The organism is Enterococcus bulliens (genome assembly GCF_053761865.1).
The window spans coordinates 1-20772 of the sequence record NZ_JBSMXK010000015.1; the positions used below are offsets into that span (position 1 = coordinate 1).

The 20772-nt window shown below is 40.2% G+C and carries 21 protein-coding genes and 1 other annotated feature; of the genes, 20 read left to right on the forward strand and 1 reads right to left on the reverse strand.

The genetic code is table 11. The features are described 5' to 3' along the window. Positions 1 to 134 precede the first annotated feature (134 nt). Complete coding sequence (locus ACWOEC_RS08415; RefSeq protein WP_455307367.1) at positions 135 to 911, reverse strand: PHP domain-containing protein; 777 nt, start codon at positions 909 to 911, stop codon at positions 135 to 137. Positions 912 to 1058: 147 nt separating this feature from the next. Beyond that, positions 1059 to 1300 (forward strand) — a binding site (T-box leader). A gap of 47 nt (positions 1301 to 1347) precedes the next feature. Here ACWOEC_RS08415 and hisC point away from each other — a divergent pair. The 20 genes from hisC to argF all read left to right on the forward strand — a co-directional run bounded on the left by hisC (position 1348) and on the right by argF (position 20751). Further along, a complete protein-coding gene (hisC, locus tag ACWOEC_RS08420; RefSeq protein WP_455307369.1) occupies positions 1348 to 2403 on the forward strand; it encodes a histidinol-phosphate transaminase in 1056 nt (351 codons plus the stop codon). Further along, on the forward strand, positions 2400 to 3560 hold the full coding sequence (locus ACWOEC_RS08425) for an ATP phosphoribosyltransferase regulatory subunit (protein ID WP_455307371.1): 1161 nt from the start codon (positions 2400 to 2402) through the stop codon (positions 3558 to 3560). The genes hisC and ACWOEC_RS08425 overlap by 4 nt, the downstream gene beginning before the upstream one ends. Next, positions 3557 to 4189, forward strand: coding sequence for an ATP phosphoribosyltransferase (gene hisG, locus ACWOEC_RS08430; RefSeq protein ID WP_455307373.1), 633 nt, complete (start codon positions 3557 to 3559; stop codon positions 4187 to 4189). The genes ACWOEC_RS08425 and hisG overlap by 4 nt, the downstream gene beginning before the upstream one ends. A gap of 6 nt (positions 4190 to 4195) precedes the next feature. After that, complete coding sequence (gene hisD, locus ACWOEC_RS08435) at positions 4196 to 5479, forward strand: histidinol dehydrogenase (RefSeq protein ID WP_455307477.1); 1284 nt, start codon at positions 4196 to 4198, stop codon at positions 5477 to 5479. After that, on the forward strand, positions 5479 to 6063 hold the full coding sequence (gene hisB / locus ACWOEC_RS08440) for an imidazoleglycerol-phosphate dehydratase HisB (protein WP_455307375.1): 585 nt from the start codon (positions 5479 to 5481) through the stop codon (positions 6061 to 6063). Before hisD ends, hisB begins: the two co-directional genes overlap by 1 nt. Next, positions 6063 to 6686, forward strand: a complete 624-nt coding sequence (gene hisH, locus ACWOEC_RS08445; RefSeq protein ID WP_455307377.1) for an imidazole glycerol phosphate synthase subunit HisH — start codon at positions 6063 to 6065, stop codon at positions 6684 to 6686. Before hisB ends, hisH begins: the two co-directional genes overlap by 1 nt. Continuing rightward, a complete protein-coding gene (gene hisA, locus ACWOEC_RS08450) occupies positions 6664 to 7395 on the forward strand; it encodes a 1-(5-phosphoribosyl)-5-[(5-phosphoribosylamino)methylideneamino]imidazole-4-carboxamide isomerase (protein WP_455307379.1) in 732 nt (243 codons plus the stop codon). Before hisH ends, hisA begins: the two co-directional genes overlap by 23 nt. Then, the gene (gene hisF / locus ACWOEC_RS08455; RefSeq protein WP_455307381.1) at positions 7389 to 8150 is read left to right on the forward strand and encodes an imidazole glycerol phosphate synthase subunit HisF; all 762 of its coding nucleotides are present in this window, start codon (positions 7389 to 7391) and stop codon (positions 8148 to 8150) included. Before hisA ends, hisF begins: the two co-directional genes overlap by 7 nt. A gap of 11 nt (positions 8151 to 8161) precedes the next feature. After that, positions 8162 to 8473, forward strand: coding sequence for a phosphoribosyl-AMP cyclohydrolase (hisI, locus tag ACWOEC_RS08460; protein WP_455307383.1), 312 nt, complete (start codon positions 8162 to 8164; stop codon positions 8471 to 8473). A gap of 22 nt (positions 8474 to 8495) precedes the next feature. Beyond that, positions 8496 to 8810: a phosphoribosyl-ATP diphosphatase gene (gene hisE, locus ACWOEC_RS08465; RefSeq protein WP_297076244.1), complete on the forward strand. Its 315-nt coding sequence runs from the start codon at positions 8496 to 8498 to the stop codon at positions 8808 to 8810. 380 nt (positions 8811 to 9190) lie between these two features. Beyond that, positions 9191 to 10882 (forward strand): dihydroxy-acid dehydratase, encoded by a 1692-nt coding sequence (gene ilvD / locus ACWOEC_RS08470; protein ID WP_455307385.1) that lies wholly within the window; start codon positions 9191 to 9193, stop codon positions 10880 to 10882. A 12-nt stretch (positions 10883 to 10894) separates the two neighbouring features. Continuing rightward, positions 10895 to 12589 (forward strand): biosynthetic-type acetolactate synthase large subunit, encoded by a 1695-nt coding sequence (ilvB, locus tag ACWOEC_RS08475; RefSeq protein WP_455307387.1) that lies wholly within the window; start codon positions 10895 to 10897, stop codon positions 12587 to 12589. Continuing rightward, a complete protein-coding gene (ilvN, locus tag ACWOEC_RS08480; RefSeq protein ID WP_455307389.1) occupies positions 12586 to 13071 on the forward strand; it encodes an acetolactate synthase small subunit in 486 nt (161 codons plus the stop codon). The genes ilvB and ilvN overlap by 4 nt, the downstream gene beginning before the upstream one ends. 34 nt (positions 13072 to 13105) lie before the next feature. Beyond that, complete coding sequence (gene ilvC, locus ACWOEC_RS08485) at positions 13106 to 14098, forward strand: ketol-acid reductoisomerase (RefSeq protein WP_455307391.1); 993 nt, start codon at positions 13106 to 13108, stop codon at positions 14096 to 14098. 25 nt (positions 14099 to 14123) lie between these two features. Further along, positions 14124 to 15398 carry a threonine ammonia-lyase IlvA gene (gene ilvA / locus ACWOEC_RS08490; protein WP_455307393.1) on the forward strand — a complete coding sequence of 425 codons (1275 nt, stop codon included), beginning with the start codon at positions 14124 to 14126 and terminating at the stop codon, positions 15396 to 15398. Between the two features lie 182 nt (positions 15399 to 15580). After that, positions 15581 to 16606 (forward strand): N-acetyl-gamma-glutamyl-phosphate reductase, encoded by a 1026-nt coding sequence (gene argC / locus ACWOEC_RS08495; protein ID WP_455307395.1) that lies wholly within the window; start codon positions 15581 to 15583, stop codon positions 16604 to 16606. A gap of 13 nt (positions 16607 to 16619) precedes the next feature. Continuing rightward, positions 16620 to 17816, forward strand: a complete 1197-nt coding sequence (argJ, locus tag ACWOEC_RS08500; RefSeq protein WP_455307397.1) for a bifunctional glutamate N-acetyltransferase/amino-acid acetyltransferase ArgJ — start codon at positions 16620 to 16622, stop codon at positions 17814 to 17816. Positions 17817 to 17832: 16 nt separating this feature from the next. After that, positions 17833 to 18603: an acetylglutamate kinase gene (gene argB / locus ACWOEC_RS08505; protein WP_455307399.1), complete on the forward strand. Its 771-nt coding sequence runs from the start codon at positions 17833 to 17835 to the stop codon at positions 18601 to 18603. After that, a complete protein-coding gene (locus tag ACWOEC_RS08510; RefSeq protein WP_455307401.1) occupies positions 18578 to 19741 on the forward strand; it encodes an acetylornithine transaminase in 1164 nt (387 codons plus the stop codon). The genes argB and ACWOEC_RS08510 overlap by 26 nt, the downstream gene beginning before the upstream one ends. Beyond that, complete coding sequence (gene argF, locus ACWOEC_RS08515; protein WP_455307403.1) at positions 19738 to 20751, forward strand: ornithine carbamoyltransferase; 1014 nt, start codon at positions 19738 to 19740, stop codon at positions 20749 to 20751. Before ACWOEC_RS08510 ends, argF begins: the two co-directional genes overlap by 4 nt. The last annotated feature ends 21 nt before the right edge of the window (positions 20752 to 20772 follow it).

Below are 20772 nucleotides of genomic sequence, written 5' to 3' on the forward strand. Positions count from 1 at the left end.
ATCTTGATTCCTCCTTTTGGATTGGTTCGTCAAATTAATTCTAAAGGATTTCAAGGTGTCTTTTCTATTGTTTTTCAAAATAAAAAAGATGCTGGTGTCATCCACCAACATCAAAAAGTATAGAGCCGTTTTTTTTAGACTGGTAATGGAACCATGATTCGCTTTCCTTTTTGATAAATCGCTAATTCCGTCACACCTTTTGCTTTTAACAGAGCAAAAAGATCATCGAAGTGAAAACGAAAATGTTCAAGGTAATGCCCATCTGATCCAACACTAAACAAGGTACCACCACGTGAAAGATATAAATCGATGACATATTCATATAACGCCAAATTATCATACAAGTAAGCGCTCTTAGCATTTAATTCGAAGGCCAATTTATTTTTGATTACTTGATCTAGAATCGGTAAAAACTGCGCTTCATATTGTTTAAATTCAGCAACGGATAGACCAAATATCCGAAAACCATAGTCAAAATGAGCAAACACATTGGCATCGATGACCTCAATAGCTTCTGCTAATTGTTCGAAGTACATCGGAATAATGTGTGCAGGATCCATATCTTTGACTTCATCATCTAAATAATCAAATTGACCATTATGGTGCACACTGAGTAATTTTAAATCGTAGTCTTTATCGGCTAAATAGTCGATGATCCGATCCTTTTCAGAAGCGATGTAACCGATCTCGATGCCTTTTAAAACACGATTGCCAAAACGCTTATTTAAGCTATCGATTGTTTGACTGTACATTTCATAATCGGGGATATCATCGACTTTAGTAACAGGATTGGCTAAATCAAAATGTTCAGTTGTCACGACGTAACCATCGTAGTTTGTTAAATAGTCCTCAAAATCAGCATTTGAATCATAAGAAAAATGTGTATGCAGATGTTGGTCATAGTATTCCATCAATCTTTTCTCCTTTGTGAATAAATAATTAAGACGAATGTTTCTTAATTTCATTATACTTAATTTTAAGTTTTTTGCATTTTTTTCTTGCAAATTTAACAAATAATCATTATGATAATTTCAATATCAAAAAAATGAAAATTATATAATAAAACGATGAGAGAAAAAGGCTTATTCCATTCTTTTAAAGAGAACTCTTGGTTGGTGAAAAAGAGTAAGAACAATAAGACGACACATTCTGGAGTGTTTTTTTGAACCAAATAGTATTTGAGTAGGAAAAAACGGTGGGCCCGTTAACGCCAAGATCGATCGATTTGATCGACCTGATGAGTTTTGATTTGTGAAAATCAAAAAAATCAGAGGTGGAACCACGTGTTGACGTCCTCTAGCTAATAGTGCTAGAGGGCGTTTTTTTTAATTAGGAGGGAATATTAAAATGGATGGATTACGTAAAATTAAACCTTATGTTCCAGGAGAACAAGTGATTGAACAAACTGCAATCAAATTAAATACGAATGAACATGCTTATCCACCTTCACCCACTATAAAAGAAGCACTTAGCACGTTTGACTTGAAGAAACTACAACGCTATTCATCAGTCGATAATCAAGCGCTATGTCAAGTGATTGCTAGTCAAGAAGGGATCGATCCGAGCTTGATTACGACTTCCAATGGGAGTGATGATATTTTAGCATTAGCGTTTCAAAGTTTTTTTCAAACATCAAAGGCTATTTTATTTCCTGATATGACCTATGGGTTTTATCCAGTATGGTGTGAGTTATATGGTATTCCTTACCAAACGATTGCACTAGACGAACAATTCCACTGGCCCAAAGATTTGCCTGAAAAAATTGGCGGCGTCGTATTGGCAAATCCAAATGCACCTACGAGTCAAGTTGAAACCAAAGCATTTATTATTTCTTTACTTGAAACCTATCCAGATCAAGTGATTATTGTCGATGAAGCGTATCAAGCATTTGCTGGTTTTAGCGTTGTCTCTTTAGTGAAACAGTATGAAAATTTATATGTGACGCGTACCTTATCAAAAGATCATGCACTTGCAGGCTTACGAGTAGGATATGGGATTGGATCAGAAAAATTAACAACCATCATCAAAGCAGTGAAAAATTCATATAATCCTTATGCAGTCGATGCATTAGCTGAAACAGTAGCAATCGCAGCTTTAAAAGACCAAACATACTATCAAAAAATAACTCAAGAAGTCGTCAGTACTAGAACTTGGTTTAGCCAAGCATTAACACAGCTTGGTTTTGAAACATTACCTAGTCATACCAATTTTGTGTTGGCTAAACCATACTTTACGACAGCCAAAAAACTATATGAACAATTAAAAGCGCGTCAGATCTATGTTCGTTATTTTGAGCAACCACCGCGTTTAGCCGATTATTTACGTATTTCGATAGGGACACAAAATGAGATGGAACAAGTGATCACTTGTATCAAACAGTTACAAAAGGAGGAGCAGTCATGAGAAGAAAGCAATTGCCAGCAGGAATGAAAGACCGCTTATTTCGGCGGGCAGAAGGAGTATTTGAACTTGAATATCAAGTAAATCGCCTGTTACGTCAGCGCGGCTTTCAACGAATTGAGACACCGGTTATCGAATTTGCTGAAGTATTTGAAGGTAGTCATAATCAAGAAGGATTTTATCGTTTCTTTGACAATCAAGGGCGCTTATTAACCTTGCGTCCGGATATGACGTCACCGGTCGGCCGTGTGATTGCTTCGACTAAAGTCGAATTGCCACTTAAATTGCGTTATAGCGGAAAAGTATTTCGCTATCATGACGAGATGAAAGGATTGCAAAATGAATTTACCCAAGCCGGAATCGAAATTATTGGCTTTCCTTCGTTAAAAGCAGAGTATGAAGCGATTCTTTCAGCTGATCGAGTGTTAGCGGCTCTAACGGTTCCGAATTATTCGATCGAGATCGGACATGCTGGTATTTTTCAACATATAGTGACGGAATTGCATCTAGATCGCGAACAAACCGAACAATTAAAGATCCATTTTTTAAATAAAAGTATTACGGATATTGCAGAGCTAGCCATTCAGATCCCTAGTGTGATCAGTAAATTTATCAAAGAGATTCCAAAGTTATTTGGACCGATCGAGCAAACGTTGGCTAAGGCAAAAACTTTACTGCCTGAGAATCATCCAATCCTAGATGATTTAGCAGAGATTGAAACACTCGTTACATTATTTCCACATTCATTGACACAGCGTCTACGTGTCGATCTGGGTATGGTCGGAGCGATGGAGTATTATACGGGGATTATGTTCTCAAGTTTTAGTGAAGGGATCCCTGAAAACTTTCTTAGTGGTGGACGATACGATTACCTATTTAAGCGATTTGACTTAGCACAAACGAGCTCAGTCGGGTGGGCACTAAACATCGATACACTTTTTGATTTCTTATATCAAAAGCCAACAAAACAAGAGCATAAAAAAATTCTTGTCTATTTTGATGATAAAACTGCAAATATCGCACCTGATTTCGAACAAGAAGGCATTGAATTGTCTTTATTTGAAACATATAAAGAGACGCTTCGATTTGCGAAAAAATGGCTGTATGATGCAGTATGGATTATCGATGCGACAGGTGGGAAAGAAGAGGTAAAACTATGAGTCGACCGATTACGATCGCATTAACAAAAGGGCGTTTAGAAAAACAAACGTTGGCGTTATTTGCCAAAGCAAGTTTTGATGTTGCATTTATGGAAGATAAAAAGCGCAAATTGATTTTTGAAAGTCCAGATGGGAAGTTTCGTTTCTTACTAGTCAAAGCGGTCGATGTGACGACATATGTTCGTCATGGTGTCGCCGATATTGGTGTCGTAGGTAAAGACATCTTACTAGAACATCCAGAAGGGTATTATGAGATGTTGGATCTAGGGATTGGGGTTTGTCGTTTTGCCGTCGCCTCTACACCAAACTATGATCCAAATAATCATCGCCGTAAGCGGATCGCTTCTAAATATCCGACAGTGGCGAGTCGTTTTTTCCAAGCGAAGAAAGAAGATGTTGAGATCATAAAAATCGAAGGTTCAGTGGAGATTGCACCGTTACTTCATTTAGCAGATGCGATTGTGGATATTGTCGAAACAGGAACGACATTAAAAGAAAATGGATTGGTCGTCTTTGAAGAGATTTGCCGGATCTCTGCTCGTCTAATCGTAAATAAATCGGCTTTAAAAAGTAATTCAGCAATTTTGACCTTTATCAATCAAGTAGAAGCAAGTTTGGAGGAATGTTAAATGAACATGACCTGGTTAACGGGCGATATCGATCGTATTATTGAACAAATTCAAGTCGAGCAACTCGATCAAGACAATCAAATGGAGGTCGAAAAAGCAGTTGCTACGATCATTCAAACTGTAAGAAAACAAAAAGACCAAGCGCTCTATGACTATACCCAAACATTCGATGGTGTGTTATTAGATGATCTAGTGGTTTCAACTGCTGTGATCACAGAGGCTTTCGAACGAATCGAACCTGAAGTGAAAACTGCTTTAGAACAAGCAAAAGAAAATATCATTTCTTATCATACGCGTCAGATCGAACAAGGATTTATCGACTTTCCAGAAAATGGCGTGATGCGTGGACAAAAAATCGTTCCTTTGACGCGCGTAGCTGTCTACGTCCCAGGAGGAACAGCTGCTTATCCTTCAAGTGTCTTGATGAATGTGCTCCCAGCAAAATTAGCGGGTGTAAAAGAAGTCGTGATGTTTACGCCACCGCCAAAAGATGGCCTATTTAATGCAGCTATCTTAGTGGCTGCTAAGCTAGCTGGAGTGGATACTATCTATCAAGTTGGAGGAGCGCAAGCAATTGCTGCAGCAGCTTATGGGACACAAACGATTCGTCCCGTCGATAAGATCGTAGGTCCGGGAAACCGATTTGTGGCTGCGGCGAAAAAACAAGTATTTGGTAAAGTTGGAATCGATATGATCGCTGGTCCTTCAGAAATCGGGATTTTAGCTAGAGACGATGCAAATCCCGCCTATCTAGCAGCTGATTTATTGTCACAAGCTGAACATGATGTCTTTGCAAGGGCCTTTTTAGTTACCGATTCTGTCGAATTGGCACAGGCAGTAGAACGCGAAGTCTTCATACAAGTGGAACAATTGCCACGAAAAGAAATTGCCTTACAATCAATCAAAGAGCATGGCAGGATCATCATCGCGAAAACAGTCGACGAAATGTTTACCTTGATGAATGCTTTGGCACCAGAACATCTAGAGATCGCATTTGCGGATGCTTTTTCTTATTTAGATCGGGTTGAAAATGCAGGGTCGGTTTTTTTAGGTCCGTATACGAGTGAACCAATCGGTGATTATTTTGCAGGTTCAAACCATGTCTTGCCAACGAGTGGGACGGCACGTTTTGCTTCTGCACTCGGTGTGCATGACTTTGTCAAACGAATCCAGTATCTTTCTTATACACAAGAAGCCATTCAAAAAGCAGCACCAGCTATTCAAGCATTAGCCAATAAAGAAGGATTGGTCGGGCATGCCCGAGCAGTCGCGATGAGGGAGCAATCATAATGAGACAAGCTACGATTACACGAGATACTTATGAAACAAAGATCCAATTGACCCTTTGTTTAGATCAAGTAGAACCGGTCGACATTCAAACAGGTGTTGGTTTTTTTGACCATATGTTGACTCTTTTTGCACGTCACGCACGGATTTCTTTGATCGTAAAAGCCGAGGGGGATTTAGAGGTCGATAGTCATCACACAGTTGAAGACATTGGAATCGCTCTAGGTCAAGCACTTAAAGCAGCGCTAGGAGATAAAAAACAAATCAATCGCTATGGGACTTCATTTGTACCGATGGATGAAACTTTAGGGATGGTCAGCTTGGATTTATCTGGTCGTAGTTTCTTAGTTTTTGAAGCAACCTTGACGAATCCTAAGTTGGGACAATTCGATACCGAGTTGACGCAAGAATTTTTCCAGGCATTCGCATTTAACGCACAAATGACGCTTCATGAAAAAGTGCTTTACGGTACTAATACGCATCATAAAATCGAAAGTTTGTTTAAAGCAACTGGTCGTGCCTTACGTGAGGCGATTACGATCAATCCTGAAATTCAAGGAGTGAATTCGACGAAAGGAGTGCTGTAATGATAGCAGTCATTGATTACGATGCAGGGAATACACGGAACGTTTTACGAGCTTTAGAAGCAATCGGGGTCGAAGCAGAACTGACCAGTGATCCTACACGTTTACGTCAAGCAGATGGATTGATCTTACCTGGTGTAGGGGCTTTTCCTAAAGCGATGGAAGAATTGGAAAAACGACACTTAATCGATGTCATCAACGAACTAGTTAAAAAGCAAATCCCCTTATTAGGTATTTGTTTGGGCATGCAATTATTGGTCGAGTCTAGTCAAGAGCATGGCGCAACGAAGGGATTTGGTTTTATTCCAGGAGTATGTCGGCCATTACAGACAACAAAAGACTATCCTGTACCACATATGGGATGGAATCAAGTTCATTTGAATCATGAAGATGCCTTGACTAAAGGAATCGATCAGGAATATGTCTATTTTGTACATAGTTATTATACCGATGTCGCAGATGCGTATTTGCGGATGTATAGTGAGTATAATGGCTGCGTACCGGCAATGATTTCAAAAGGTGCTGTATTTGGTGCACAATTTCATCCAGAAAAATCCGGTGACCAAGGTCATCAAATTCTAAAAAATTTTAAGGAGTATGTATATGGAAATTCTACCAGCAATTGATTTAAAAGACGGAAAAGCCGTCCGTTTATACCAAGGGGATTTTTCGAAACAAACAATCGTGAATGCTTATCCTTTAGAACAAGCAAAACTTTTTGCTAAAGCTGGTTTGACGTATCTGCATGTCGTGGATTTAGATGGTGCTCTAGAAAAAAAAGCAATTAATGCAAATCTGATCGCCCAATTAAAACAAGAAAGCCAAATGAAAGTTGAAGTAGGTGGCGGGATTCGGACGATGGACCAAATAAAAGCATATCTAGAAGTCGGAATCGACCGTGTGATCTTAGGATCGATGGCAGCTAAAGAACCATTGTTTGTTAGAGAAGCGATCGCACGTTTTGGTGCCGAACAGATCGTTGTTGGGATCGATGCGAAAAATGGTCAAGTTGCGATCGAAGGTTGGCAAGAAGTAACGGCACTTGATTATATTGAACTGGCAAAACAGTTAGCAGAGTATGGAGCAGCCACATTTATTTATACGGATGTGGCAAAAGACGGCACGCTGTCGGGACCAAATTTTGATCATTATCGCAACTTGACCGCAGCCCTACCAAATTGTCAAATTATCGCGTCTGGTGGCATCCACAGTAAAGAAGATTTGATTGAACTTGCTCAATTAGGTGTAGTAGGAGCCATCGTTGGAAAAGCGTATTATAGTGGGGCATTATCATTAGAAGACTTAGCGAAAGTCAATGGAGGTGCACAATGTTAGCCAAACGGATCATTCCTTGTTTAGATGTGACAGATGGTCGTGTCGTAAAAGGCGTCAATTTCGTTGATCTTACTGATGTAGGGGATCCAGTTGCGATTGCCAAGGCATATTATGAACAAGGATGCGATGAATTGGTCTTTTTAGATATTAGTGCGACGCATGAGGGACGCCAAACGATGGTCGATGTCGTGTCCAAAACAGCAGATCAAGTCTTTATTCCCTTTACTGTCGGAGGTGGAATTCGCAGTGTAGTGGATATGAATGCAATGCTAAAAGCTGGTGCCGATAAAGTCGCGGTCAATTCGGCTGCGATTCAACATCCAGCTTTGATTACGCAAGGAGCGCAAAAATTTGGCAATCAGTGTATCGTAGTCGCCATCGATGCAAAACGTGTTGGTGACAGTTGGCATGTATTTGTAACCGGTGGGCGTAAAGATACGGGAATCGATGCTATTGAGTGGGCTAAAGAAGCTGTACGTTTAGGAGCAGGTGAATTACTCGTTACCTCGATGGATAAGGACGGAACGAAGTCAGGTTATGACTTAGCATTGTATCAAGCAATCAGTCAAGTCGTTGACGTTCCTGTCATCGCGTCAGGAGGAGCTGGCAATCAAGCAGATATTGTCGAGGTCTTAGCAAAAACCCCAGCTACTGGTGCGCTAGCGGCAAGTATTTTTCACTATAATGAAGTGACGATCCCTTCCTTAAAACAAGAATTAAAAAAACAACAGATTCCAGTCCGGATTATAGAATAGGAGTGACGTTGATGTATCCCGATTTTAAAAAACAAGATGGATTAGTCCCAGCTATTGTGACGGATGCTACGACTAAAGAAGTCCTGATGTTGGCCTATATGAATCAAGAAAGCTATGAGAAGACATTAGCTACAGATGAAACTTGGTTTTATTCTAGAAGCCGCAAGGGATTATGGCATAAAGGTGAAACCAGTGGACACGTGCAACGAGTAGTCGGAATCAAAATCGATTGTGACAACGATACGCTCTTAATTGAAGTCGAACAAACAGGAGCCGCTTGTCATACGGGTGAAAAAAGCTGTTTTTACCGTACGATTAAATAACGAAAAGTCAGGAGGGAAATCAATGTTTGAAGAGTTGTATCAAGAAGCCTTAGACCGCAAGCAACATCCTAAAGAAGGATCTTATACCAATTATCTATTGGATAAAGGGTTGGATAAGATTTTAAAAAAAGTTGGAGAAGAAGCAACGGAAGTCGTGATCGCAGCAAAAAACGAGGAACAGTCTGAATTGATTTTAGAAGCGAATGACTTACTGTATCACCTAAGCGTATTACTTGTAGAAAAAGGTATTCCACTTGAGGCATTAAAAGCAGAAGCACAGACGCGAATCGGGAAACAAAGTCGTTTATCGGAACGCAAAGAAATCAATGAATACTAAAACATGTTATTTTAAAATGCGCAAAAAGCCAACGATTTAAAGTTTGTTGGCTTTTTTTTAAAAATAAAATGAAATTTAAATGATTTTAATTAAAAATAAATGAAAAAATATGTTGACTTTGCTTAAAATAATCGCTAAACTGACAACAACCTTTAAATTAACAGACAATTCAAACAATAAAAGATAAAGAGGAGAGACCCGATATGACCAAGCGAACAGTAATGAATCAATCAGTCATTATTTTATTAATTAGACCCAGGACTTAGAATGTTTTCGTTATTTTCGAAACAGTTCAAGTCCTATTTCGCTTGGTAGATGGGACTTTTGCTAAAGCATCCCATCTTGATGGGATGCTTTTTTTATATGAGAGGATGAAAAACATGCGCAGTGATCAAATCAAAAAAGGCATCGAAGCCGCACCTGCAAGAAGTTTATTATATGCAACAGGACAAGTTAAAAATGCTCGGGATATGCAAAAACCGTTTATTGCGATTTGCAATTCCTATATCGATATTGTCCCAGGACATGTCCACTTAAGAGAGTTAGCCGATATTGCCAAAGAAGCGATTCGTGAAGCCGGAGGAATTCCTTTTGAGTTTAATACGATTGGTGTCGATGATGGAATCGCAATGGGCCACATCGGGATGCGTTATTCATTACCAAGTCGGGAGTTGATCGCCGATTCCGCAGAAACAGTAATCAATGCGCATTGGTTTGATGGTGTCTTTTACATGCCAAACTGTGACAAAATCACGCCAGGCATGTTGCTAGCTGCGATGCGGACGAATGTCCCCGGAATTTTTTGTTCAGGTGGACCGATGAAAGCAGGTGTGGATCCAAGAGGCCATACCGCAACACTTTCGACAATGTTCGAAGCAGTCGGAACGTTTAAAGAAGGTAAGATGACGGAAGAAGAATTTAAACAATTAGAAAAAAATGCGTGTCCGACGTGTGGATCTTGCGCGGGCATGTTTACGGCAAACTCGATGAACTGCTTGATGGAGATTTTAGGCTTGGCGTTACCTGGAAATGGCACAACGCTTGCTGTATCTAAAGAGCGTCGTGATCTAGTTCGTGAATCGGCATTTCACTTAATGGATCTAGTCAAAAAACAAATCAAACCACGAGACATCGTGACTAAAGAAGCAATCGATGACGCATTTGCATTAGATATGGCAATGGGGGGATCGACAAATACAGTCTTGCATACATTAGCGATTGCCAAAGAAGCTCAAATTGAATATGAACTAAGCGATATCAATGAGATCGCCAAACGTGTGCCTTATCTTTCGAAGATTGCACCATCTTCTGAATATTCGATGCATGATGTGCATGAAGCAGGCGGAGTATCGGCCATCATCAATGAGCTTGTCAGTATCGAAGGGTGTATCCATCCTGATCGCATTACGGTCACAGGCAAAACGATTCGTGAAAATGTTGCTGCGTGTACGATCAAAAATGAAGCCGTGATCCATCCGAAAGAAGATCCATATAGTCCAGTCGGTGGGTTATCGATCTTATATGGCAACATCGCGCCGGAAGGCAGTGTGATCAAAGTCGGTGGTGTCGACCCAAGTATCAGTACGTTTACTGGTAAAGCGATTTGTTTTTCTACACATGACGAAGCCGTTACTGCAATCGATAATGGCACGGTGAAAAAAGGTCATGTCGTCGTGATTCGCTATGAAGGGCCAAAAGGAGGTCCAGGTATGCCAGAAATGTTAGAGCCCACTTCAAGGATCGTAGGTCGGGGCTTAGGTAAAGACGTTGCGCTGATTACCGATGGCCGTTTTTCAGGTGCTACTCGTGGAATTGCGATTGGACACGTTTCACCAGAAGCAGCTGCAGGTGGACCAATCGCAGCGATTCAAGACGGCGATGTGATCGAAATCGATCTGACAAAACGGACGATGCATCTAGATATCACTGATGAAGAACTGATGGAGCGAATGCAACATTTACCGATATTCAAAGCAAAAGTTCGTTCTGGTTGGTTAGCACGTTACACTTCACTAGTCACTTCGGCGCATACTGGAGCGATCATGCAGATCCCAGAGGAATTATTATCGTAAGGAGGCAAAAAAATGACAAAACGAACTGGAGCACATCAACTACTTGACGCATTAGCAGCTCAAGAAGTCGAATTTATTTTTGGCTATCCAGGTGGAGCGGTATTGCCGATTTATGATGCATTGTATGACTATCAAAAAATCAAACATATTCTAGTTCGACACGAACAAGGAGCGACACATGCAGCTCAAGGATATACAAAAGTATCAGGAAAACCAGGTGTGGTACTAGTGACAAGTGGTCCAGGTGCGACGAATGCAGTAACGGGAATCGCAGATGCGATGAGTGATTCCTTGCCGATGATCGTATTAACTGGTCAAGTAGCAACTAGTGGCATCGGTAAAGATTCCTTTCAAGAAGCAGATATGCTTGGTATCACGATGCCAATTACCAAATACAATTACCAAATCCGTGCCGCAGAAGAAATCGAAAAAGTAGTCAACGAGGCTTTTCATTTAGCCACAACAGGACGAATGGGGCCAGTTTTGATCGATATTCCTAAAGATTTGATGGCACAATTGATTGAACTTGAAGCACCACAAAAAACACCAGTTTCCTTGCCGAACTACCAACCAAATCGCTTGCCAAATCCACAGCAGATCAAAAAAGTATTGGAGGCCTTAAGCCAAGCCAAACGTCCTTTAGTTTTAGTGGGTGCCGGTGTAAGTCATGCACATGCAACAAAAGAATTAAGAGCCTTTATTCAACACTATCAGTTACCGACGTTAACGACATTACTTGGATTAGGCGTCGTTGCAAATGATGATCCCTTGTTTTTAGGAATGGGAGGGATGCATGGTTCCTACGCGGCAAACATGGCATTGACAGAATGTGATTTATTATTAAATTTTGGCTCGCGTTTTGATGATCGTTTAGCCAGTTCACCAAGTGACTTTGCGCCTCATGCCAAAATCGTCCATGTCGATTTAGATCCTGCGGAGATTGGGAAAGTCGTACGGGTGGATATTCCTCTAGTAGCGGATGTAAAAGAAACATTGCTCGCGTTAAATCAAGCAGATCAATTGCCTCAAATGGATCGAAAAGACTGGAGTGAGACACTTGCTGAATATAAGCTCCATTACCCGTTTACGTATGAATCTAGTTCTGATCAGATCAAACCACAAGCAGTGATCGAAACAATTGGTCGTCTAACAAATGGTGAAGCATTAGTGGCAACTGATGTCGGACAACATCAAATGTGGGTTGCACAATTTTATCCATTTACAAGTGATCATCAACTAATCACTAGTGGCGGTTTGGGCACGATGGGCTACGGTATTCCGGCAGCAATCGGTGCTCAAATTGCCCAGCCTGATCGTAAGGTCGTTATTTTCGTTGGCGATGGAGGTTTTCAAATGACCAATCAAGAATTGATCTTACTGAAACAATACCAACTACCGATTAAGGTGATCTTATTGAACAACCATACTTTAGGGATGGTTCATCAATGGCAACATACTTTTTTTAGTGATCATTATTCAGAATCAGAGTTTGAGCAACAACCAAATTTTGTAGCTTTGGCTAAGGCCTATGGATTAGATGCATTTACGCTATCTGATCCCCAGACCGTCGAGGCACAGTTAGCTAAAGCTTTTGACGATCCAAATGCTCAGGTCATCGAGATCATTATCCCGGCTAGTGAAGAAGTGTTGCCGATGGTGCCTGCAGGAAAAGCCAATAACCAAATGATTGGGGTGGTTAGAGTATGAGAAGGATCCTAAGTGCTATTGTAAGCAATCAAGAAGGTGTCTTAAATCGCTTCACGGGGATATTGACCAAAAGACAAGTCAACATCGAAAGTATTACTGTCGGAGAAACCGAGGATCCTTTGTGGTCTAGGATTACTATTGTGATCCAAGTGAAAAGTTTAGAAGAAGTACAACAAGTTATGAAGCAGTTGCATAAAATGATCGATGTAAAAAAAGTATCGGATATGACACAGCGACAAGCGATCGAACGCGAATTAGCGTTAGTTCGCATCCATGCACCTCTTGAACAACGTGCAGCGATCCAAACGACGATCGAACCGTTTCGAGCGACGATCGTTGATGCACATGAAAAAGCATATATCATTCAAATCACTGGTCACTACGAAAAAATCACCGCGTGTATCGAAAGTTTACGACCATTTGGTATCGTAGACATTGCGCGCACGGGTGTGGTTGGATTAACAAGAACACAATCTACTTAGGTAGTGTGTCTATAAAATTAGAGGAGGCAACAACATGGCAAAAGTATATTATGATGATTCAGTAAAGAACGAGGTATTGAAAGATAAGGTTGTAGCGATTGTCGGTTATGGATCACAAGGTCATGCTCATGCACAAAATTTACGTGATAATGGACATCAAGTGATCATCGGTGTTCGTCAAGGTCAATCAGCGGAAATGGCAACAGCTGATGGGTTTGATGTATTTGAAGTTGATGAAGCCACAAAAAAAGCCGATGTCATCATGATTTTAGCACCAGATGAAATTCAAGGAACGTTATATGAGACGCAGATCAAACCAAACTTGACATCTGGAAATGCACTTGCATTTGCTCATGGATTTAATATCCATTTTGATGTGATTACGCCTCCAAAAGATGTGGATGTGTTTTTAGTAGCCCCTAAAGGCCCAGGACATTTAGTACGTCGAACCTTTACCCAAGGTTTTGCAGTTCCAGCTTTATTTGCAGTTTACCAAGATGCAACAGGACACGCGACTGATTTTGCTTTAGCCTATGCTAAAGGAATCGGGGCCACTCGCGTTGGTGTTTTGGAAACAACTTTTAAAGAAGAAACTGAGACGGATCTATTTGGAGAACAGGCTGTATTATGTGGTGGGTTGACGAGTATGATCGAAGCTGGATTTGAAACGTTAGTCGAAGCCGGATACCAACCAGAATTGGCGTATTTTGAAGTATGTCATGAAATGAAGTTGATCGTAGACCTGATTTATGAAGGAGGATTTGCCAAAATGCGTCATTCGATCTCAAATACAGCAGAATATGGCGATTATGTTTCAGGACCACGTGTTATTACAGAACAAACAAAAGCCAATATGAAAGCTGTCTTGGCGGATATTCAAAATGGAAAATTCGCAAAAGGCTTCATTGAAGATAACAAACAAGGATTTAAGCACTTTAAAGAAATGCGTCAAGAAAATGCAGGTCATCCAATCGAAGCAGTGGGAGAAGAATTACGTAAAATGATGCCATTTGTGAATGGTCAATAAGTGAAATAAAAAAGGAAGTGTTTAGATGGAAGTCGTCAAAACAAATCAAAGTGTCTCCAAACAAACGATCGAAGCGGCCTATCAAACGTTGCAACATGTCGTAACCAAAACGCCACTACAATATGATCGGTATTTATCTGAACGATATGCCTGTAAGGTCTATTTAAAACGTGAAGATTTGCAAAAAGTCCGTTCATTCAAACTACGTGGTGCATACTATGCCATCACACAACAAGAGCGTGCGATCATTGAGCGAGGAGTAGTCTGTGCGAGTGCCGGCAACCATGCACAAGGTGTGGCGTATACCTGTCAAGAATTAACGATTCCAGGTGTGATTTTCATGCCCACTCCGACACCGCAACAAAAAATCAACCAAGTCCAATTTTTTGGCGGAGGAATGGTCGACATTCGGTTAGTAGGCGATACATTTGATGAAGCCGCACAAGCAGCTAAAGTTTATGCGACTGTAAACGGACTTCCATTTATCGCCCCTTTTGACGATCAAGCGATTATTTCAGGTCAAGGAACAGTGGCTCTAGAAATCATGCAACAAGCCATACAACAAGAATTGACAATCGATTATGTGCTGGCAGCTATTGGTGGTGGTGGTTTACTCAGTGGAGTAGGGGTATATACAAAAGCTAAGAGTCCAAATACTCACGTGATCGGAGTCGAACCAGAGGGAGCGCCGTCAATGGCGGCTGCACTAGCTCAAAATGGACCAGTTACACTAGAGCAACTAGATAAATTTGTTGATGGTGCTGCAGTACAACGAGTTGGAGAACTCACGTATCAATACGTAAAACAAACGACAGATGCAGTGTATACAGTACCAGAAGGAGAGATTTGTCAGACCATTTTGGATCTTTACAGTAAACAAGCGATCGTCGTCGAACCAGCTGGAGCACTAAGCGTTGCTGCATTAGAACAAATGAAAGAGCAAATTAAAGGGAAAACAGTCGTCTGTGTGATTAGTGGTGGAAATAATGACATTAGCCGGATGGAAGAAATTGAAGAACGTGCACTGATTTATCAAGGGTTAAAGCATTACTTTTTGGTGAATTTTCCACAGCGTCCCGGTGCTTTAAAAGAATTTGTTACAAAAGTTTTAGGACCAGACGATGATATCACCCGTTTTGAATATACCAAAAAAGTCAATCGTCGCACTGGGCCAGTTGTTTTAGGCATCCAATTAAAAGAAGCGCAAGCTATTGAATCCTTATTGGAACGATTAACTGCTTTTGATTCAACATTTATTGATTTGAGTAAACATCCATCTTTGTACACTCTACTTGTATAATCTTTATAGATTATACAAGTTTTTTTATTCTTATAATCTTATAAAAATACGAAAAAATATAATTTAAACGAATAAAAAAAGAACTTATTGAAAATTTATTGAAAAAAGCATTGATTAATGAATGAATATGTATTATATTACTTAATAAATATTGAATTTTTATTCAAGAAAAGAGGGGTTATATGAATATTGGGATTTTAGGAGTGACCGGATACGGGGGCGCGATAGTCTATCAATTGATGCAACAACATCCAAACGTCGACAACATTTATTTATATGGAAACCCTGATAAACCAGCACAAAAATTATCAGATGTCGTGGATCAATTTTATCTAGACGATACTATGATTACGCCATTTGATGTTGATTTGGTCGTAAACGAAGTAGATTGTTTATTCAGTGCTACTTCAGCCGGAGTCGCAAAAGATATATTGGGCTTATTGATCGATCAAAAATTCCCAATTATTGACCTATCTGGTGATTTTCGTTTGTCAGATGAAGCGAGTTATCAAAAATGGTATAAACGTGCACATCCTAAATTAAATGAATCGTTATCCATTACCTATGGATTAACAGAATTTACTAAAGAATATAGTACTTATGTTGCGAATCCGGGTTGTTATGCCACGGCAACTTTGCTAGGTCTTGCACCGCTCGCGCAAGCAAACGTACTAGACCCTAATTTTATTATTGTCGATGCCAAATCAGGCGTTTCTGGAGCAGGAAAGAGTTTAGCGCTATCGAGTCATTTTTCTTTTATCAATGAAAACCTTTATCCATATAAACTAAATGAACACCAACATATCCCAGAAATGATGAACCAATTAAAACAATGGAATGAGAAGATCCCAGCTATTCAGTTTACGACGACACAAGTACCGTTAAATCGAGGATTGATGGCAATGATTTACGTGAAGTTAAATCAAAATATGACGCAAGCACAAATCGATAAGTTATTTTTAAATACATATCATCAAACACCGTTTGTCCACTACTTAAATGAGCGCATTCCTTCATTAAAAGAGGTTGTTGGAACAAACCACTGTGCGATAGGTGCTGTATTCAATGAAACGACACAAGTGTTAACAATTGTATCTGTGATCGATAATTTATTAAAAGGTGCTGCAGGACAAGCAATTCAAAATTTCAATCAAATGTTTGGCTTTGACGAAACAACGGCACTACCGCTGTTTGCGCAACTGCCTTAAAGGGGAAAATTAGATGGAGACTACAATGAAAACAATCGCATTTACTTGGCCAAAGGGGTTTAAAAGTGATGCTTTACATATTGGATTACGTCAAAAAAAATTAGATTTCGGCTGGGTCGTGTCGAATGTTCCGGCTGCAGCTGCAGGTGTCTATACGCTCAATCAATTTTGCGCAGCACCCACAGCTAAGACCAAGCAACTGATCAAAAAAAACCATCAATTGCAAGCTTTAGTCATGAACAGTGCGATCGCCAATGCTTGCACAGGAGAACAAGGGATGCAAGATGTGCAGCAAACTCAAAAATTAGCTGCTGAACGATTAGGGATCGATCTAGAATTAGTTGGGATCGCTTCAACAGGACTGATTGGAGCGTATTTACCAATGGATAAAATCGAAAATGGAATAGCGCAATTAGAACAAACGCAAAATACTGCGATTACAAGTGCGATCTTAACAACAGATACGATTGAAAAAACAATTTGCGTGACAAGCGAAATCGATGGAAAAACTTGTACATTTACGGGCTTTGCAAAAGGTTCAGGAATGATTCATCCCAATATGGCGACGATGCTAGGATTTGTAATGACTGATTGTGCAATTGCTCCAGCAGCCTTACAACAAATCTTGAGTGAATTGACTGATCAAACATTCAACCAAATCACAGTCGATGGAGATATTTCAACAAATGATATGGTGATTTGTTTGGCGAACGGTCAAGCACAAAATACGTTGGTGGAAACGACTTCTGCAACTTATCAAACGGTTAAAGCAATTTATCATCACATTCTAGAAACGCTAGCTAAAGCGATTGCTAAAGATGGTGAAGGCGCAACAAAATTAATTGAAGTTCATGTAACCAAAGCAAAAAGTGTGTTAGATGCACAAAAAGCTGCTAAAGCGATTGTGGGATCTAGCTTAGTCAAATCAGCGATTTTTGGTGCTGATCCAAACTGGGGACGAATCATCAGCTCACTTGGGGCAACGGCAATTACACTAGATCCTAATGCGGTAACAGTAGCCATTAATCACCATAAAGTCGTAGAGCATAGTCAAGCGATCGCTTTTGATGAAGCGTTGATCAGTCAGACATTGAAGCATGAAGATATTTTAATTGAAGTTTCTTTACATGTCGGATCAAGTGAAGCCAAAGCATGGGGTTGTGATCTAACGTATGAATACGTCAGAATCAATGCGACGTACACTACTTAAGAAAGAAGGACGCACTATGAAACAATTAATCGTCATCAAAGTCGGTGGGAACGCCTTAGAAGAATTGACGCCAGCTTTTTTTGCACAACTGAGTTATTGGCATAAACAAGGAAAGCGAATTTTACTTGTCCATGGTGGAGGCAATACTATCAGTGAATGGGCACAACAATTAGCACTTCCTGTAAAAAAAGAAAATGGGATCCGTGTGACAGATGAGCAAACATTAGCCATTACGAAAATGGTGTTACTAGGCGAGATCCAACCTCAATTTCTCGCAATGTTTACTCGCTATCAACTTCCAGTCTTTGGTTTACACGCTGCGATGGATCAATTGATCACAGGAGCGTATTTAGACCAAGAAAAATACGGGTATGTTGGAAATATTACTGGTGTAAATCAAGAAAAATTTGCTCATATTTTAGCACAAGGAATCGGTGTCGTCGCTCCGTTAGCACTAGATTCTAAGGGGCAATGGCTAAATGTCAATGGAGATACAGCAGCTGCACAAATTGCCAGTTTTCTGCAAGCAGAAGCCTTATATTTCCTAACGGATGTGCCGGGTGTATTACATCAAGGAGAGGTCGTCAAAGTCTTGACGCAAAAACAAGCACAAGTACTAAAAAAACAAAATATCGTCACTAAAGGGATGCAACCTAAATTAGCAGCAGCCTTTTATGCGGCTTACACTGGTGTACAAAAAATTACGGTAACCAATAGTTTAACGACAGTGGGTACGAGTATTCAGAAAGGAAATGATCAACATGACGACACTTTTTCAAACTTATAAACAACATCCTTTTGAATTGACTGAAGGGCATGGCGTTACCTTATATGATCAACAAGCAAATGCCTATCTAGATTTAACAAGTGGAATCGGTGTATGTAACTTAGGTTACAATCATCCAATACTGAACCAAGCTGTCCAAACACAATTGGGTAAAATCTGGCATACGTCAAATCTATATCAAAGTTCTTTACAAGAAAAAGTAGCAAGTAAACTGGTGCCAACAGAGGACTATGCTGTTTTCTTTTGTAATTCAGGGACAGAAGCAAATGAAGCAGCTTTGAAATTAGCGCGTAAAGCTTCAGGAAAAACTGCGGTGTTGTCCTTTGCGCATTCATTTCATGGACGAACAACTGGTGCGTTATCGGTGACTGGAAACGAAGGGATCAAAGAAGGATTCGGTCCTTTATTAGAAGACGTGACGTTTGGTACATATAATGATTATCCTTCACTAGATCTGATCCATGACGAACTGGCAGCAGTAATCGTTGAGATCATTCAAGGAGAAGGTGGAGTTATTGCAGGAACTGCTGATTGGCTAGAAGCTTTAAATGATACTTGTCATGAACAAGGTGTCTTATTGATCGTCGATGAAGTCCAAACGAGTATGGGACGCACGGGAAAACGTTATGCATTTGAGCACTATGCGATGCAACCAGATATTATTACTGTAGCAAAAGGATTGGCCAATGGCTTACCAGTTGGGGCGATGATTGGGAAAAAAGCGTTAGCACCTTCATTTGGACCAGGAAGTCATGGAACGACATTTGGTGGTAATCCTTTAGCCTTGACTGCAGCCGATACGGTTCTTGACCTACTGACGCCGACATTTTTAGAAGCGGTAACGCAAAAATCACATCTTTTATGGTACTTTTTAGAAAAAGAACTAAATGGTGTACAAAAAGTTCAAGCAATTACAGGAAAAGGGATGATGGTTGGGATCCAATTAGCTCCAGAGATTCCAGTTTCAGAAGTAATCGCTAAATTACATCAAAAAGGTATTTTAACGTTATCCGCTCAGCAAAACACCTTACGCTTATTGCCACCTTTAGTTATCAAAGGGGCACAATTGATTCAAGCGATCCAAGAAATCAAAGAAGTCATTGTTTATTCAGCAAATGTATCTGAGGTGACAGTATGAGCCATTTTCAAGGAAGATCTTTTTTGAAAGAGACAGATTTTACCAAAAAAGAGTGGGAATATTTGATTGGTTTTTCGCTTCATTTAAAGACGTTAAAACAACAACAAATTCCTCATCCATATCTTTTAGGAAAAAATATCGCATTGTTATTTGAAAAAACATCGACGCGTACACGTTCCGCATTTACGGTTGCGGCAAACGACTTAGGTGCGCATCCTGAGTTTTTAGGAAAAGCAGATATTCAATTTGGAAAAAAAGAATCGGTCGCAGATACCGCTAAAGTGTTAGGAAGTATGTTTGATGCCATCGAGTATCGTGGGTTCTCGCAATCTATCGTAGAAGAACTAGCGAAAAAAAGTCAGGTTCCAGTTTGGAATGGGTTGACCGATGAGTGGCATCCAACACAAATGCTAGCAGATTTTATGACGATCAAAGAACACTTTGGAACTTTAGAAAATAAAGTGTTGACTTATCTAGGCGATGGGCGCAATAACGTCGCAAATAGCTTACTGATCACGGGTGTATTATTAGGTGTCGAAGTTCGTATCGCAGCACCAAGTAACTTGCAACCAAGTGCCGAGGTCGTCGCATTGGCAAAACAGTTTGCAGCTCCAAACACGTCATTTATGATTACCGATGATCTCAATGAAGCGGTACTTGGAGCCGATGTATTGTACACGGACGTCTGGATTTCGATGGGAGAAGACATTGATAAAAAAGCACGCCTGAACCAACTATTGCCTTACCAAGTGAACCAAGCGTGCATTGAAGCAACGCAAAATGAAGAGGTCATTTTTTTACATTGTTTGCCTGCTTTTCATGACTTGCAAACAGTTGAAGGGAAAACGTTAGCGCAATCATTAGGCGTTGACGCATTAGAGGTGACGGACGAAGTCTTTTTAAGTACACGTTCATTAGTGTTTACTCAAGCTGAAAATCGAATGCATGCCATCAAAGCGATTATGGCAGCGACATTGGGAAATCTCTATATTCCAGACCTCAATAAATAAAACAAGAGACACTCACAATTG